Origin of the sequence: Sinosporangium siamense, from assembly GCF_016863435.1 — a bacterium.
In the GTDB taxonomy this organism is placed as follows: Bacteria; Actinomycetota; Actinomycetes; order Streptosporangiales; family Streptosporangiaceae; genus Sinosporangium; species Sinosporangium siamense.
The window spans coordinates 63,693-79,800 of sequence record NZ_BOOW01000008.1; the positions used below are offsets into that span (position 1 = coordinate 63,693).

General features: G+C 68.1%; 12 protein-coding genes. 10 read left to right on the plus strand and 2 right to left on the minus strand.

The window, feature by feature from the left end:
• Positions 1-670 precede the first annotated feature (670 nt).
• The 8 genes from Ssi02_RS06580 (at position 671) to Ssi02_RS06615 (ending at position 9,352) form a co-directional block, all read left to right on the plus strand.
• A complete protein-coding gene (locus tag Ssi02_RS06580) occupies positions 671-1,519 on the plus strand; it encodes a carbohydrate ABC transporter permease (protein ID WP_239128652.1) in 849 nt (282 codons plus the stop codon).
• Entirely contained in the window at positions 1,512-2,300 is a 789-nt protein-coding gene (locus tag Ssi02_RS06585; protein ID WP_204022146.1) for a carbohydrate ABC transporter permease, read from the plus strand. Before Ssi02_RS06580 ends, Ssi02_RS06585 begins: the two co-directional genes overlap by 8 nt.
• A 41-nt stretch (positions 2,301-2,341) precedes the next feature.
• Complete coding sequence (locus Ssi02_RS06590) at positions 2,342-3,592, plus strand: ABC transporter substrate-binding protein (RefSeq protein WP_204022149.1); 1,251 nt, start codon at positions 2,342-2,344, stop codon at positions 3,590-3,592.
• Between the two features lie 635 nt (positions 3,593-4,227).
• Positions 4,228-5,319, plus strand: a complete 1,092-nt coding sequence (locus tag Ssi02_RS06595; RefSeq protein ID WP_204022153.1) for a glycoside hydrolase family 15 protein — start codon at positions 4,228-4,230, stop codon at positions 5,317-5,319.
• A gap of 83 nt (positions 5,320-5,402) precedes the next feature.
• On the plus strand, positions 5,403-7,757 hold the full coding sequence (locus Ssi02_RS06600; RefSeq protein WP_204022155.1) for a glycoside hydrolase family 31 protein: 2,355 nt from the start codon (positions 5,403-5,405) through the stop codon (positions 7,755-7,757).
• Positions 7,758-7,851: 94 nt separating this feature from the next.
• A complete protein-coding gene (locus tag Ssi02_RS06605) occupies positions 7,852-8,454 on the plus strand; it encodes a PadR family transcriptional regulator (RefSeq protein ID WP_204022157.1) in 603 nt (200 codons plus the stop codon).
• 116 nt (positions 8,455-8,570) lie between these two features.
• Positions 8,571-8,957: an SgcJ/EcaC family oxidoreductase gene (locus Ssi02_RS06610; protein ID WP_239128653.1), complete on the plus strand. Its 387-nt coding sequence runs from the start codon at positions 8,571-8,573 to the stop codon at positions 8,955-8,957.
• Positions 8,954-9,352: a hypothetical protein gene (locus Ssi02_RS06615; RefSeq protein ID WP_204022165.1), complete on the plus strand. Its 399-nt coding sequence runs from the start codon at positions 8,954-8,956 to the stop codon at positions 9,350-9,352. Before Ssi02_RS06610 ends, Ssi02_RS06615 begins: the two co-directional genes overlap by 4 nt.
• Before the next feature lie 310 nt (positions 9,353-9,662).
• Here Ssi02_RS06615 and Ssi02_RS06620 read toward each other — a convergent pair whose 3' ends face one another.
• Entirely contained in the window at positions 9,663-11,006 is a 1,344-nt protein-coding gene (locus Ssi02_RS06620; protein WP_204022168.1) for a dipeptidase, read from the minus strand.
• Positions 11,007-11,316: 310 nt separating this feature from the next.
• Here Ssi02_RS06620 and Ssi02_RS06625 point away from each other — a divergent pair, with 310 nt between their 5' ends.
• The gene (locus tag Ssi02_RS06625) at positions 11,317-12,711 is read left to right on the plus strand and encodes an aspartate aminotransferase family protein (protein ID WP_204022170.1); all 1,395 of its coding nucleotides are present in this window, start codon (positions 11,317-11,319) and stop codon (positions 12,709-12,711) included.
• A gap of 140 nt (positions 12,712-12,851) precedes the next feature.
• Positions 12,852-13,967: an alanine dehydrogenase gene (ald, locus tag Ssi02_RS06630; RefSeq protein ID WP_204022172.1), complete on the plus strand. Its 1,116-nt coding sequence runs from the start codon at positions 12,852-12,854 to the stop codon at positions 13,965-13,967.
• Positions 13,968-14,536: 569 nt separating this feature from the next.
• On the opposite strand, the gene Ssi02_RS06635 is transcribed toward ald, so the two are convergent.
• Complete coding sequence (locus tag Ssi02_RS06635; protein ID WP_204022175.1) at positions 14,537-16,102, minus strand: SEL1-like repeat protein; 1,566 nt, start codon at positions 16,100-16,102, stop codon at positions 14,537-14,539.
• Positions 16,103-16,108 lie beyond the last annotated feature (6 nt).

The window sequence follows — 16,108 nt, forward strand, 5'->3', positions numbered from 1 at the left end:
GGGCGGTGGAGGGGGCTCCTTGGGGTAGCCGCCGTCGGCGCCGGCACCTCGGGCGACCTCGTGCTCGCGCACTTGGATGGGGGCTTGTGGTGAGCGGCGTGGTGCGGACGGGTGTGGCCTTCGGCAGGTCGGCGGACGGTTCTTCTCGGGATGGGTTGGTTGGGGGTTGGCCTGGTGTTTGTGGGGGTCTTGCATCGCCTCGACCGGACAGGATTGTGCGCTGGGTGAGGTCGGAGCTGACATGGTGTGACCTGCTTGAGGTGGGTGCCGCGGGGCGTGTGTGGTCATGGCGTGGTGAGCGGGGGCGGCGGCGGGGGATCGGTGTTGCCGCGGATATTTGTGACCGAGGTGGTCTCGCCTTGGCGCGAGCGGTTGAAGGTGCGCGATGAAGGGCGAGCGGCGGTTTGGAACGCGACAAACCCAGCCACCGCAGGCCGAGCTGAGACAAACCGAGCCGTATCACGGGCCGAAACAAACCGAGCCGCATCACGAGCTGAGACAAGCTGCGCCGCGTCACGAGCCAAGGCACAAGCCGATGCAACAGGGCGGATCGCCTCAAGGGGAGTCGTCCCAAAGAGGAGCACATCAACTCAAGCCGCAGCCGGCCGGACCGGGCCAGGGCGGGCCGCGTTGGAACCGGCCGCGTCGAGGTGGGTGGCGGCATGCGGGGGTGGTGTTGTTCTTTCTCGCCCCCAGTGCGGTTCCGCTGGTGTTGTTCACCCTGGTTCCGATGGTGGGGTCGCTATGGGTGAGCCTTCACGAGTGGAACCTCATCGGCACGATGCGGTGGGTGGGCCTCGCGAACTACGCGGCGCTGCTCAGTGACGGCGACGCCTGGCGGGCCCTGCTTAACACGGTGCTCTACATCGCCGGATACCTCCCGCTGGTCTACATCGGGGGGCTCGGTCTCGCGGTGGCGCTCAACCGGGTGACGCGAGGGAGGGACCTGTTCAGGTCGGTCTACTTCCTGCCGGTCATCACCAGTTGGGTGGTGGTCGCACTCATGTGGAAGTGGCTGCTCAACCCCAGTGAGGGCATCGTCAACCGCCTGCTCGCCCTGATGGGGATCGAGGGGCCGGGGTGGTGGACCTCCGAGGAGTGGGCGCTGCCGTCGGTCATCCTGGCCTCGGCCTGGAAGGACCTCGGGTTCGTCATGGTCATCCTGCTGGCGGGCCTGCAGGCGGTGCCGCGCGATGTGCTTGAGGCGGCGCGGGTCGACGGCGCGGGAGCATGGCGGCGGTTCAGGGACATCACGTTCCCCTTGCTGACACCCTCGACCTTCTTCGTCGTCGTGATCTCTCTCATCAACGGTTTTCAGGTCTTCGACCAGGTCTATGTGATGACCGGCGGCGGCCCGGCGGGTGCCTCGGAGGTGGTGGTGGAGCGCGTTTACGATCTCACGTTCAGATATGGCAGGGTCGGCGACGCCTCCGCGCTCTCGTGGGTGTTGTTCCTCGTCGTGCTGATCGTGACCGTCGTGCAGGTCCGGTTGCAGCGGCGGTGGGTGAGTTATGACTAACCGGCTGATCTACGCGGGGCTCACCGTCGTGGGCCTGGTGATGCTGGGTCCGTTCATCTGGACGTTTCTGGCCTCGACCACGGAGGGCGGAGTGGTGTCCTGGCCGCTCGATCCGTCTCTCGCGGCATATGGGCGCCTGCTCGACACGATGCCCTTCTGGCGCATCCTGATCAACAGCGTGATGGTGGCCGTCGTCTCCACCGCTCTTCAGGTGGTCACGAGCGCGATGGCGGCTTACGCGTTCGCCCGGCTGCGTTTTCAGGGGCGGGACGCGGTGTTCGTCGTCTACCTCGCGACCCTCATGATCCCGATGCAGGTGCTCGTGGTGCCGCTGTTCATTGAGATGAAGACGTTCGACCTGGTCGACACCTACGCCGGTTTGATCGCCCCGACGATCGCGTCCGCCTTCGGGGTCTTCTTCCTCCGGCAGGCCGCCCGCCAGGTTCCTCGGGAGCTGGACGAGGCCGCGGTCATGGACGGGGCCGGCCACATCAAGATCTTCGCCTTTGTGGTTCTTCCTCTTATGCGTCCCGCACTGGCCACGTTCGCGATCTTCGCGTTCATGGCGAGCTGGAACGCCTTCCTCTGGCCGCTGGTCATCCTGCGGTCCCCCGAGTTCATGACGCTTCCCCTCGGCCTGGCCAACCTGCATGGGCAGTTCACCACCGAGTGGGATGTGGTCATGGCCGGATCGGTGGTGAGTGTGCTTCCGATCCTCGTTGTCTATGTGCTCGCGCAGAGGCATGTCATCGCCAGTGTTGCCCGGACCGGTCTGAAATGACCGCCAACTCCCTGTTCCACATGTTCCATCAGGAGGGCCTTATGTCCCGAGGTAGGAAGGCCATGGCGGCCTTCGCGCTGGTCGCCTTGGTCGCGACCGGATGTGCCAAGGGCTCGGCAACCCAGGAGTCGTCGGCCGCTGGAAAAACCACGGTCAAATACTTCACGTTCTCCGCCGCCCCCGACCACGTGACCGACCTCGACAAGATAGTGAAGGCGTTCGAGACGGCCAATCCCACCATCACGGTCAGGGTGGAGACCGCCCCCTACGCCGATTACTTCACGAAACTCCAGACCGCCGTCGCCGGCGGCGCCGCCCCGGACACCTTCGAGCTCAACTACGAGAACTTCGTGTCCTACGCGACCTCCGGCGCCCTGATGGACATGAGCGCGGAGACCGCCAAGGACGACCTTTCCGCCTATGCGGCCAAGTCCGTGGAGGCATTCAAGCGGGACGGCAAGCAGTTCGCCCTGCCCGCCTCCTACTCCGCGGTGGTGCTCTTCTACAACAAGGACCTGTTCGACAAGGCCGGCGTCGACTATCCCACCGCCGACTGGACCTGGGACGACGAGCTCGCAGCCGCCAGGAAGCTCACCGCCGAGGGCGTCTACGGCGACTTCCAGCCGGTGCAGTTCTTCGAGTTCTACAAGACCCTCGCCCAGGCAGGCGGCAGCTTCTTCAGCGGCGACGGCAAACAGGCCACCTTCGACAGGCCCGAAGGCGTGGCCGCCGCGAAGTTCCTGCTGGCCAAGCCCGGCACGGTGATGCCCACGGTGGCCGACATCGGCGGCACGCCGGACTTCGACACCAACCTCTTCAAAAAGGGCAAGCTCGCCATGTGGCACAACGGCATCTGGCAGTTCGCCGGGCTGAAGGATGTGCCGTTCGACTGGGATGTCGTGGTCGAACCGGCCTCGACCAAGGCGAGCGCGGTGTTCCAGAACGCGGTGGCAGTCTCGGCCACCACCAAGAACTCCGCCGCGGCCTACAAGTGGCTGCGCTTCCTGACCTCCTCCGAGGTCACCGCCCAGACCCGCGTCGCCACCTCATGGGAGCTGCCGCCTCTCGCCGACCCCAAGGCATACGCGGGCTACTTCGAACAGACACCGCCTGCCAACCGCAAGGCCATCCTCCAGGCCGTCGACACCGCGACCCCCACCCCCGTGATCGCGAGGCAGCAGGAGATGCAGGACATCGTCACCAAGGCCCTGGAACGCGCGGTCTCCGGCAAGAGCAAAGTCGAAGACGCCCTGCGAGAGGCGGCTAAGGAGGTCACCGCGTTAATCAAGTAGCTCGCACACGCCGGGGCCCGGTCCTGCCGGCCTTCCTTCGGGGGCGCTGCGTCATTCATGTGACGTCAGCGTTCCTGCGGGGGGCCACGTCAATCACGTGTGGTCCGAGTCCCCGCAGGGGCACCACGTCAATCATGTGTGGCCCGTGTTCCTGCAGGAAGCCGCGTCAGTCATGTGTGGTCCGCGTTCCGACAGAAATCCCATGTCGATCACGTGTGGTCCGCGTCCCCGCAGGGGTACCACGTCAGTCATGTGTGGTCCGCGTTCCGACAGAAATCCCATGTCGATCACGTGTGGTCCGCGTTCCGACAGAAATGCCACGTCAATCACGTGATGTCCGCGTCCCCGCAGGGGTACCACGTCAGTCATGTGTGCTCCGTGTTCCTACACGACGCTGCGTCAATCACGTGTGGTCCGCGTTCCGACAAAAATCCCACGTCAATCACGTGATGGCGGCATCTCGCGGGGTGCCACGTCAAGCATGGGGGCACGCCTAGTCGGGCTCGCGCCGTACATCACGGTGGAGGGGCTCGGTCTCAGCTGTTCTCTTCGTTTTGTCCGCCTCAGGGGAGCTCTCGGTTGACTCTTCGAGGGCTTCGCCGTTCCAACCGTCCGATCAGGAGCCTGACAGTCCGATGTCCCTCTCGACAGTGTCCCGAAGCCTTGAGCTGATCGCAGCTCATCAGCACCCCAGTGGTGCCTATCCCGCGTGCCCGACTTATCCCGTCTACGGCTACTCGTGGTTTCGTGATGGGGCCTTCATCGCCGATGGGGCGTCCAGGGGCGGCGACGTGGACGGCGCGGGTCGATTTCACGACTGGTGCGCGGGAGTGCTCCGTGCTCGGGCGGACAAGATCGTGAATCTCGTCGGCAGGGAGACGACTCCCGCCAGGGAGGAGTTCCTGCCGACCCGCTATACCCTCACCGGTGCGGACGAGCAGGGGTCGGACTGGTGGAATTTCCAGCTCGACGGTTACGGCACCTGGTTGTGGGCGCTCGCGGAGCATCTCACCCGTCACAAGGGAGATGCCGGACGGTATGCCGATGTCGTGTCACTGACTGTCCGCTATCTGGCGAGATTTCATGACACGCCGTGTTACGACTGGTGGGAGGAATCCCCAGACCACATCCACGTCTCCACTCTGGGCTCCATCCGGGGCGGGCTGGACGCCGCCCTGAACCTCGGCATCCTGAGCGAAGCCGAGGAGGCCGTCGCACGCACAACTCGAGACGCCATCGCCGCCCTGGTCGCCACCCGCGGCCACACCCGGGACGGCGGCCTGGCCAAATGGCTGGGGGCGGAGACGGTCGACGCCTCCCTGCTGGCCTGCCTGGCCCCCTTCGGCCTGGCCGACCCTCGCGGGCCGGTCGGGAGGAGCACCCTGGCCGCCGTCGAGCGCGATCTGGTCCGTGACCGAGGCGTGCACCGATACCGGGCGGACACCTTCTACGGCGGCGGCCGCTGGCCGGTGCTGGCCGGCTTCCTCGGCTGGGTCTACGCCCGCGCCGGCCGTACGGCGGAAGCCAACGCGCAGCTCGACTGGATCGTGTCCACGGCCAACCCGGCGGGCGAGCTCCCCGAGCAGGTCGGCGACCCCCTCCTCGCCCCGGACCGCCGAGCCGAGTGGGTGGACCGCTGGGGCGAGGTGGCCCAGCCCCTGCTGTGGTCGCACGGAATGCATTTGATCCTGGTCGACGAGCTCGCCCGTGCGGGGTCGATGCCGTGAGGCGGGAGTTCCGGCGGGGCGGAACGGCCTTTGTTGTGGTCGGGGGTCCCCGAAGTCTGCTGATCGAGTTCTGAGGAGTCATTGTGATCCGCCACCGCCCCTACGGCTCGGGCCATGCATACCTGGACACACCAGACCAGCGGGTGCCTGTCATCCCAGAAGCCGGTCATGCGGTCGAGTTGAGGGTGCTTGCCTCCGCCAAGGTGTCCGCTGTGGTCGCCGAGTGGGACGACGGCACGTCGAGCAGGCATCTCCCTCTCCGTCGGGCCGTGGCCGAGCCGCGTCGCACAGGCGATGCGGACACGGGGATCGCGAGGTCGGAAGTCCTCGAAGACGTCGGGGCTCCTGGGGCGGGCACATCCAACGGGACCTCCGAAGAAGATCCGCTTTCGGATGGCGACGACACCACCGCCGGTGGACATCTGGCCGCCGCGCAGTCCAAAGCCGCAGGGCGGGGCGGGCACGCCTGGCGGGTCACCTCGCCGCCGCTCAAGGCCGGGGTGCGGCACCGCTACCGGTTCACGGGGACGGGTGAAGATGGCTCTCGCCGTACGACGCGGTGGTTTGAGGTGTATGCGGGGGAGTGGCGAGGTGAGGGCGGCATCCTGGAGGTGGCGGGGACGGATCGGGTGGTGCCGGGCAGTGCCGAGTGGTTTGTGTCCCCGCAGGGGGCTCACCGGGTGAGGTTCGCGCTCGCGTTGGGGGAGGGCGAGCACGTGGTGGGGTTCGGGGAGCGGTTCGACCGTGTCGATCAGCGTGGGCACGCGTTGGACGCGGTTGTTTTCGAGCAATACAAGGACCAGGGGAGCACGGGACGCACCTATATGCCGATGCCGTTCGCCATGGTGATGGGGGGCGACGGGTGGGGGTTTCACGTGCGGACGTCGCGCCGCACCTGGTTCGACGTCGGCGCTTCGGTCGCGGACCGGCTCGTGGTCGAGGCTGAGGCAGGGGAGGAGCCGCTGGTTCTGGCCGTCTACGACGGTGGGCCGGGAGTCGTGCTCGACGCGTTCCTCGACGAGGTGGGCCGGCCCGAATCGCTTCCCGACTGGGTGTTCCGGTTGTGGGCGAGCGGCAACGAGTGGAATACGCAAGAACTGGTGATGGCGCAGATGGACCGCCACCGCGACGAGGATGTGCCCGTCGGGGTCGTGGTCATCGAGGCGTGGTCGGATGAGGCCACCTTCACCGCTTTCCGGGACGCGGACTATGCGGTGCACCCCGGTGGGGAGCCACACGTCCTGGCCGATTTCACTTTCGGCGTGGCCTGGCCCGATCCCAAGGGCATGGTCGATGAGTTGCATCGGCGTGATGTGAAGGTGCTGCTGTGGCAGATCCCTTTGCAGAAAATGCGTCCCCATCCCACCGGGCAGGCCAGAGCCGACGCCGACGTCATGGTCGCCCGTGGTTTCGGCGTTCGTGAGGCGGACGGACGGCCTTATCGCAATCGCGGCTGGTGGTTCCCGCTGGCGTTGATGCCCGACCTCACCAATCCCGAGGCCAGGAAATGGTGGCTGGACAAACGGCGATACCTGGTGGAGGAGGTCGGCGTCGACGGTTTCAAGACCGACGGCGGCGAACACGCGTGGGGTCACGACCTGCGCTATTTCGACGGCACACAGGGCGCGGAGTCCAACAACCTCTACCCGGTGCATTACGCGAAGGCTTACGGCGACCTGCTGCGCGAGTGCGGCAAGGCCCCGGTCACCTTCTCCCGCGCCGGTTTCACCGGCATGCAGGCCCACGGTTGTGTGTGGGCGGGCGATGAGAACTCCACGTGGGCGGCGTTCCGGCATTCCGTCACCGCCGGCATCACGGCCTCGGCGTGCGGCATGCTCTATTGGGGGTGGGACCTCGGCGGATTCTCGGGTGAGATTCCCACGGCCGAGCTCTATCTCCGGGCCGCGGCGATGGCCTGCTTCTCCCCGATCATGCAATATCACTCGGAGTTCAACCATTACCGCAAACCCCTCGTGGACCGCACCCCGTGGAATATCGGCGAACGCCGTGACGACGATCGCGTGATCCCCGTCTTCCGGTCCTTTGCCAAGCTCCGCGACCGGCTTGTGCCATACCTCTCCGCGCAGGCCAAGGCGGGCCCGCCGCTCATGCGAGGGTTGTTCTTCGACTACGCGGACGACGCCCGGGTGTGGGAGTGGCCCCTGCAATACATGCTCGGCGACGCCCTGCTGGTGCATCCCGTGACCGAGCCCGGCGCGACCGTGTGGCGCACTTATCTGCCCGAGGAGCAGTGGGTCGACGTGTGGAACGGCGCACGAATGGCAGGCGGCACGGTGGTGACACGTGACGTGCCTTTGGACGAGGTGCCGGTCTACTGCAAGGTGGAATCCTGGTCGGCGCTGAAGGGGATCTTCCACCCGAGCACAAGCACAAGCACGAGTGCGTCGCGCGAGGTGACGGCCGGCACCGGTGATTGAAATCGGGCCGGACGTCAGCCGAGCACAAGCGTGAAGTCCTATTGCAGTTTGCACTATAAAGCCTGCTATAGTGCAAACTGCAATAGGAGGAATCATGGCGCGACGTTCCGATCTGGTCGGCTTGACCGTGCTGGCCATGCTTTCGGTGCGTCCTGGCCACCCCTACGAGTTGCACCGCTTCATCGTCGACACCCACAAGGACTATGTGACGGGGCTGCCCAGAAGCCTCTACCACGCGGTCGAAAGGCTTGCGGCCGAGAAACTGATCGTGCCCGTGGAGACCAGCAGGGAAGGGCGCCGGCCGGAACGCACGACCTATGCGATCACCGACCAGGGGCAGCGTGAGCTGGCGGACAGACTCCGGGAGCTCCTCGCGAACCCGGGGTCCGAGCGTCGCACCTTCACCGCCGCCGTCTCACTCATCGGAGTCCTCCCTGTTCCCGACGCGCTGCAAGCCCTGCGCGCCAGGGCGGCGGCGATCGAGGAGAACCTGGCCGCGATGGACGGTCACCTGAAGTCGCTGAAGGACGCAGGACTGCCCGACGTGCTGACGATCGAGCTCGACTACGAACGCACGTTGAGCGACACCGAGCTCGCCTGGGTCAGGCGGGTCGTCGCCCGTCTGGAGTCGGGCGAGCTGGCCTGGTCGGGCACCGTCAATCGAGACCTGCTGGCTCAGGTGCTCGACAAGTCATGAAAAGGCGGCTGCCAGGGTGCGCCAACACCCTGACAGCCGGACATCCGAACAAGGCGCCTGCCCTGCCTGGAAGTCGCACACCCAGGATAGGCGCCACGACCACAAGGAGTTGCGCCGTGTCCGTGAACACGGAAATCACCGCCCTGCTCACCCGCCTCGCCGAGGCGTGGAACGCGGGCGACGCCGCAGCCTACGCCGCGAACTTCACCGAGGACGCCGATTACATCGCGTTCAACGGTGCACACAGCCACGGGCGAGAGGCCATCGAGTCCTCACACCGTTGGCTCTTCGCGGGCCCGCTCAAAGGCTCCACCCTGGCCACGACGAATGGCGCTGCCTCCCAGATCAAGCCACTGGCCGACGGCGCTGTTCTGGTGATCTCCGGCGGCGGCAGTGCCCTGGCCGGGGGCCCGCTTCGCGATTCAATCGTGTCCTTCACCGCCGTCCACACCTCCGAAGGCCGGCGTTTCGCCTCCTTTCAAAACACCAGGGTGGCGCCGTGACGAAGAAGAAACTACTCGTCGAAGTCTTCGGAGTCGTCGAGGTGCCGGTCGCGGAGCTGTGGAAGGCCTTGGCCGACGAACTCCTGCCCGACGGCGACCGCTCCGGCCGCTTCACCGTTGAGGACGCCCCCGGTCACACCTCCGAGGTGGAGGTGGCGGGTCACACCATTTCCTTCCAGGGCGGCTGGTGGTATCGAGGTGAATGGAGCGTCGAACCCCACCTGAAAGGCGCGCTTCTCGTCCACCGCGTCTTCAACGTGGCGCAGTGGGCACGCTGGGGTGTGCCACTCGCCAACCGCATGTTCATCGGCTTCGCCGGCAACACACGTGCGGCCTTCACAAAGGGACTCGCCCGGCTGGGAAATCGTCTGGGGTGTCCCACCTACCTGGTCTGATCGCCCTGCATCGACCGGCTTCAAGTCCCCATGGCGCGTACGGCAAAGCCGGCCATTCCGATGCAGGGAGCCGCACCCGAACATCCATGGCGTGGACGAAGAAGGGAAAACCGAAGTCCGGCCGTCCGGGGGACGGCCGGAGCAACTCACAGGAAGTCTCCCTCTAGCGCCCGGAGCCCCTGGAATTCATCCCCATCTGGGGTATTTATCAGACCCATGGCTGAGCCGCAGGTGACCCTGGGAGAAAAACGGTTGCCCGGCCGCCGCACGGCAGCCGGGCAACAAGGAAGGCCGGACCGAGGAGTTCCGCTCAGACCTCCGCGCCGAGCTCCTGGAGGAAGATCGCCTCGGCGGTAGCCGTACGCCTCAGCTCCTCGATGTTGAGCCGCTCGTTGGGCGCGTGGATCGCCGCGTCGTCGTCCTCGGCTCCGAAGAGCAAGATCTCCGCCGCCGGGAACAGCTTCACCAGCGTGGCCACCAGCGGGATGGACCCGCCCGCGCCGATGTCGCGGGGCGCGCGGCCGAAGGCGCGCTCAAGAGCGCGGTTGAGGGCCGCGCGGGCCCGGCCGCCGGAGTCGGCGAGGAAGCCCGTGCCCAGGCTTACGTCGTCGATGGAGACGCGCACGCCCCAGGGGGCGACCTGGTGCAGGAAGGAGGCGACCGCGTCGAGCGTCGTCTTGGGGTCGCCTGCGGGAGGCACGCGGACGGTGACGCGGGCGCGGGCGACCGGCTGCACGGCGTTGATGGCGCCGCCGACGCTCGGCACGTCGAGGCCGGTCACGGTGATGGCGTAGCTCGACCAGAGGCGGTCGGCGACCGAGCCGGAGCCGACGAGGGAGACGCCGTCGAGCACTCCCGCGGTCTTACGGAACTCATCCTCGCTGGGGCCGGACCCGAGGAACCGGCCACGGGGCAGGCCGGGCACGCGGCAGTCGCCGTTGTCGTCGTGGAGGGCCGCCAGCATGCGGATCAGGGCCGCGAGCGCGTCGGGGGCGGCGCCGCCGAAGGAGCCGCTGTGGAGGGACTCCTGCAGAGTGCGCACCTCGACGGTGAAGGCGGCCATGCCGCGCAGCGAGGTGGTGACCGAGGGGTCGCCGACGCGGGGGTTGCCGGTGTCGGCGACGACGATGGCGTCGGCCCGCACGAGGTCGGGGTGCTGGACGACGAAGTCCTCCAGGCGGTGGCCCGCGTATTCCTCCTGGCCTTCGATCAGCACCTTGATGCCGACGGGGAACTGCCCGCGGAAGCTGCGCAGCGCCAGGACGTGGGAGATGATGCCGGATTTATCGTCAGCCGCGCCTCTGCCGTACAGGTGCCCGTCGATGAGGGTGGGCTGGAACGGCGGGGTGCGCCACAGGGTGGGGTCGCCGGCGGGCTGCACGTCGTAGTGCGCGTAGAGCAGCACTGTGGGTGCGCCGGGCGGGCCGGCCGCCTCGCCGTAGACGGCGGGGAAGCTGCCCTCGACGGCGACCTGCTGGACGTGGTGCAGTCCGGTGCTGCGGAGGAGTTCCTCGGTGGCTGTGGCGGCGGCGTAGACGGGCTCTTCCGGGTGGCCGGGGAAGGCCACGGAGGGGATGGCGACGAGCCGTTTGAGGTCCTCGACCGCCTGGGGCATGGCCGCGGCTACGGCGCCCTCGATCTGGTCAGGCGTCACTACATTCCCCCGGATCTCAACGTTCGCAAAGTCACTCTCCATTGGAGCACAGCCGCGGAGGGGCGCAGCCGACCGCCCCCGGCGAGGGCTCCAGGTTCCGTACGGCGGAACCTGCGCTTGACGTGCCGTTACCGACCGCGCCGGTGGCGTTACAGGCCGCACCGGAAGGGCCCTCGCGGATTTCGTCGTTCTTACATGGTGATTTTGCGGATTCCGAACTTCTTGCAGTCTGCTACCACGCTTTCACTTGTCAAATTCTCGATAGCGGGTGCAAACTGTGGAGAGCTCAGATCAGCAAGGGACGATAGCGATGACGTACCTCGATAACACCGATGTGGCCGAGGTTCTCCGGGCCGCTCAGGACAATCTCTGGCTGCACTTCACCCGCCACGGCGCGCACGCGGGCCGTGAGGTGCCGACGATCGTCCGCGGCGAAGGTGCATATGTGTGGGACATCCACGGCAAGCGCTACTTGGACGGGCTGGCCGGCCTCTTCGTGGTGCAACTCGGGCACGGCCGCAGCGAGCTGGCCGAGGTCGCCGCCAAGCAGGCACAGGAGCTGGCCTTCTTCCCGCTCTGGTCCTACGCGCACCCCAAGGCCGCCGAGCTCGCCTCGCGCCTGGCCGGCCTCGCGCCGGGCGAGCTGAACCGCGTGTTCTTCACCACCGGCGGCGGTGAGGCCGTGGAGACCGCCTGGAAGCTCGCCAAGCAGTACTACAAGGCGGTCGGCAAGCCGCTCAAGCACAAGGTCATCAGCCGGCAGATCGCTTATCACGGCACCCCGCAGGGAGCGCTCTCCATCACCGGCATCCCCGCCTTCAAGCAGGCGTTCGAGCCGCTGGTGCCGGGGTCGGTGCGTGTGCCCAACACCAACTACTACCGCGCCGACGAGATCACCGGCGTTCCCGGCATGACGGAGGAGCAATACGGTCGCTGGGCCGCCGACCGGGTCGCCCGCGCGATCGAGATGGAGGGGCCCGACACTGTCGCCGCCGTCTTCGTCGAGCCGGTGCAGAACGCCGGTGGCTGCTTCCCGCCCCCCGCCGGATATTTCCAGCGGCTGCGCGAGATCTGTGATGAATACGACGTGCTGCTCGTCTCCGACGAGGTCATCTGCGCCTTCGGTCGCCTCGGCACGATGTTCGGCGGGCAGAAGTTCGACTACGTGCCGGACATGATCACCTGCGCCAAGGGCATGACCAGCGGATATTCCCCGATCGGGGCGATGATCGCGCATGAGCGGCTGTTCGAGCCGTTCAAGAACGGCACCGAGATGTTCGCCCACGGCTACACCTTCGGCGGCCACCCCGTCTCCTCGGCGGTCGCCCTCGCCAACCTCGACATCTTCGAGCGCGAGGACATCCTCGGCCACGTCACCAGGAACGAGCCGGTCTTCCGCGCCACCCTCGACCGGCTGCGCGACCTGCCGATCGTCGGCGACGTGCGCGGCGCCGGCTACTTCTACGGCATCGAGCTCGTCAAGGACAAGGACACCAAGGAGACCTTCAGCGCGGACGAGTCCGAGCGCGTCCTCCGCGGGTTCCTCTCCCAGGCGCTCTTCGAGGCAGGCCTCTACTGCCGCGCCGACGACCGCGGAGACCCGGTCATCCAGCTCGCCCCACCGCTCACGTGTGGCCCGAAGGAGTTCGACGAGATCGAGTCGATCCTCCGCTCGGTGCTCACCGACGCCTGGAAACTCCTCTAAGGGCTGAGCGGCGCCGACAGACACCCCCCACGTCCCGGCCCCATGGCGGGGCCGGGCCGTACCTCTTGAGCCGCGGCTGTGTCACGCCCTGACCTACGGCATGCCTGAGCTCTGTAACGCCCCCGAAAGGAAAGAGCGCTATGAAGATCGGTGTCCCCGCCGAGGTCAAGAATCACGAATACCGTGTCGCGGCAACCCCCGCAGGCGTGCACGAACTGATTCGCGGCGGCCACGAGGTCTATATCCAGCGTGGCGCCGGCCTCGGCTCACACCTGACCGATGAGGAATACCTGGCCGCCGGAGCCAAGATCCTCGACTCGGCCGACGCCGTGTGGGGCGAGTCGGACATGATCCTTAAGGTCAAGGAGCCGATCGCCGAGGAATACCACCGCATGCGCGAGGGCCAGGTGCTGTTCACCTACCTGCACCTCGCCGCCTCCCGCCCTTGCACCGACGCCCTGCTGGAGCGCAAGGTCACCTCCATCGCCTACGAGACGGTGCAGGTCGGCGGCTCCCTGCCGCTGCTGGCCCCGATGTCTGAGGTCGCGGGCCGCCTCGCCCCGCAGGTCGGCGCCTACAACCTCATGCGCTTCAACGGCGGCCGCGGCGTGCTGCCCGGCGGCGTGCCCGGTGTGCCCCCGGCGAAGGTCGTCGTCATCGGCGGCGGCGTGTCCGGCCTCAACGCCGCGCAGATCGCCGTCGGCATGGGCGCCGACGTCACGATCCTCGACGTCAACATCGACCGGCTGCGTTTCATCGACGCCGTCTACCAGGGCAGGCTGAAGACCCGCGTCTCGACCGCCTACGTGATCGAGGAGGAGGTGCTCGCCGCCGACCTCGTCATCGGCGCCGTGCTCATCCCCGGGGCCAAGGCCCCGACGCTGGTGTCCAACGAGCTCGTGTCCCGCATGAAGCCGGGTTCCGTGCTCGTCGACATCGCCATTGACCAGGGCGGATGCTTCGAGGACTCCCGGCCCACCACACACGCCGACCCGACCTACAAGGTGCACGAATCGGTCTTCTACTGTGTTGCCAACATGCCGGGATCTGTCGCTAACACCTCGACATATGCGCTCACGAATGCCACGCTGCCCTATGCGGTCAAGCTCGCCGGGCTCGGCTGGCGGGAGGCGCTACGCGTCGACGCCTCGCTCGTGCCCGGGCTTAACACCCATGCCGGGCAGCTCACCAACGCTCCGGTCGCGGTGGCACACGACCTGCCTTATGTGCAGGTCGCGGACGTCTTGGCCGCCTGAGCCGCGGCCCCGGCGACCCCGGGCACACCCTCGTCGCCGGCCAGGTCCACAATTGCATCGCGTACGGCACAGCCCACCTGATCGATCCCCGGAGACCCGCCCGCACACCCCGTGGGAGCGTTTCCACACCGCCTCCAGTCCAGGCCGCCGCGTGGCTCGCGCACATTCCCGCACCGGCCTGGACAGGGTTGCAGGCGGGTGTCGCACGCCGGTGGGGGAAAATTGGCACGGTCCATTCGGCCGATGCGCAATCCCGCCGACAACCCGCCGCAGACCGTAGGCGTCCCGACCAGGGGCCGCGGGTCCTGCCCCCGCGGCCCCTCACAAGGGGTTGGCCCGGCACCTCTTCTCCTCTTGAGGTGCCGGGCCTCCCCGCTTTGGCGCACAGGTCTCCCGCCTGACATCCGGGCCGCCTCGGCGCCGGACTGCGGCCTCCCGCCTGACATCGCGAGCCGTCCCGGCGCCGGACAGCGGCCTCCCGCCTGACAACCGGGCCTCGGCACCGTCCCGCGGCCTCCCGCATGACGGCAGAGGCTCAAGGGCGACGTCGGCCCGCAGGAGCGCCGCCGTCAGTGCACCCCGAGGCGGTGGCGCAACTCGCGCGCCGTCGTGAGCACCTGGTCGATCTCGGTTGGGGTGGGCCAGGGGGCCGTGCCCGGCCGCAGCAGCGTCGCCCGCACCGAGCAGAGGTGCTCGACGGCGCTCGCGTGCAGCCCGCTGCGCTCGGTCAGCCAGGCCGAGACCTCCGCGTGGTCGTGCAGCGGCCGCGTCACGAGATCCCACGTGCCGAGCACCTCGGTCAGCTCGCCCACCTTGAGCGTCACGCCCCCACGGCGCCCTGTGGCGGCCGACGCGAGCTCCGCACGGGCCACGAGCTCCGGCTCGGCCATGCGGTCCCAGGCGGGCGGCTGGGACCGCAGCGCCGGCCAATCCTCGCACTCGTGCGCCTGGCCGGTCATGGACAACAGGGCGATGAGCTCCATCGCGGCCCGCTGGTGGCCGGCCTGTGCCGCCTGGCGGAACCAGTGCTGACCCCCCTGCAGGTCGCCCCGATCGGCGATCAGAAGCAGGCCGAAGTTGAACGCCGACTCCGGGTCGCCGCTCGCGGCGGCACGCCCGAACCAGTGGCTCGCCGCCGCCGAGTCGCTCAGCTCGACGCACACGAACCCCGCCATGCGCTGATCCTCGACCCGCCCGGCGTCCGCGGCCCGCTCGAACCAGGCCCGTGCCGTACGCAAATCGCGGCGCGACAGTGCGATGCCGCCGAGCTGGGAGGCGGCGCCGGGATGCTCGCTTTTGGCGGAGAGCCGGTAGAACGCCTCGGCGCCCTCGGGGTCGCGGCTGGCGGACAGGAGCAGGCCGAGGTGATAAGCCGCGTCGGCGTGGCCGCCGCGCGCGGCGAGCTCCCACCAGTGGGCCGTCTCCTCCTCGTTGCCCGCGGCATAGGCGAGGAAGCCGAGGTCGTGCGCGGAGGCCAGGTCGCCGTCGACCGCCGCGACCCGGTGCCAGTCGCGTGAGCCCTGGATGTCGCCGGCGTCCTCACACAGCAGGGCGAGTTTGCGGGCCGCGACCAGGTTGCCCGCGCGGGCCGCCGTCTCGAACCACTTGCGTGCGCACGCCACGTCGCCGCGCTGCTCCATCATCAGGGTCGCGAGGTTGACCGCCGCCTCGGCGTCGCCGGTGCCGGCCGCCACTTCATACCAACTCAGGGCCTCACCGAGGCTGCCGTGCTTTTCGTGCCAGACCCCGAGGTTGAAGGCGCTGTCGACGCTGCCCGCCGCGGCGGCCCGCTCCCACCAGTGGCGCGCGGCGGCGCGGTCGCCCCGCTGGGCGTAACCCCGGCCGAGGAGATGCGCGGCCCGCGCGTCTCCCGCCTGGGCGGCCCAGAGCAGCTCGCTCTCGCGCGGCGGGGGCACGCCTGCCGCCCCGAGCCCGCCGTGGGGCTTGTGGCCGGTGGCGGCCTCCGCCGAACCGGTCATGCCCAGCACCGCCGCCATTCCGCTCGCACCTGCCATGTCGGTCATGCCGGGCACGCCGGCGGGTGCGGCCGCGCCCATGTGCCCACCAGGACCCGCGGGCACGGTGGGCCGTGCCCGGGTCGCGGTCGCCTCCGAGGGCGTGTGCCACCACGTCATCTGTCC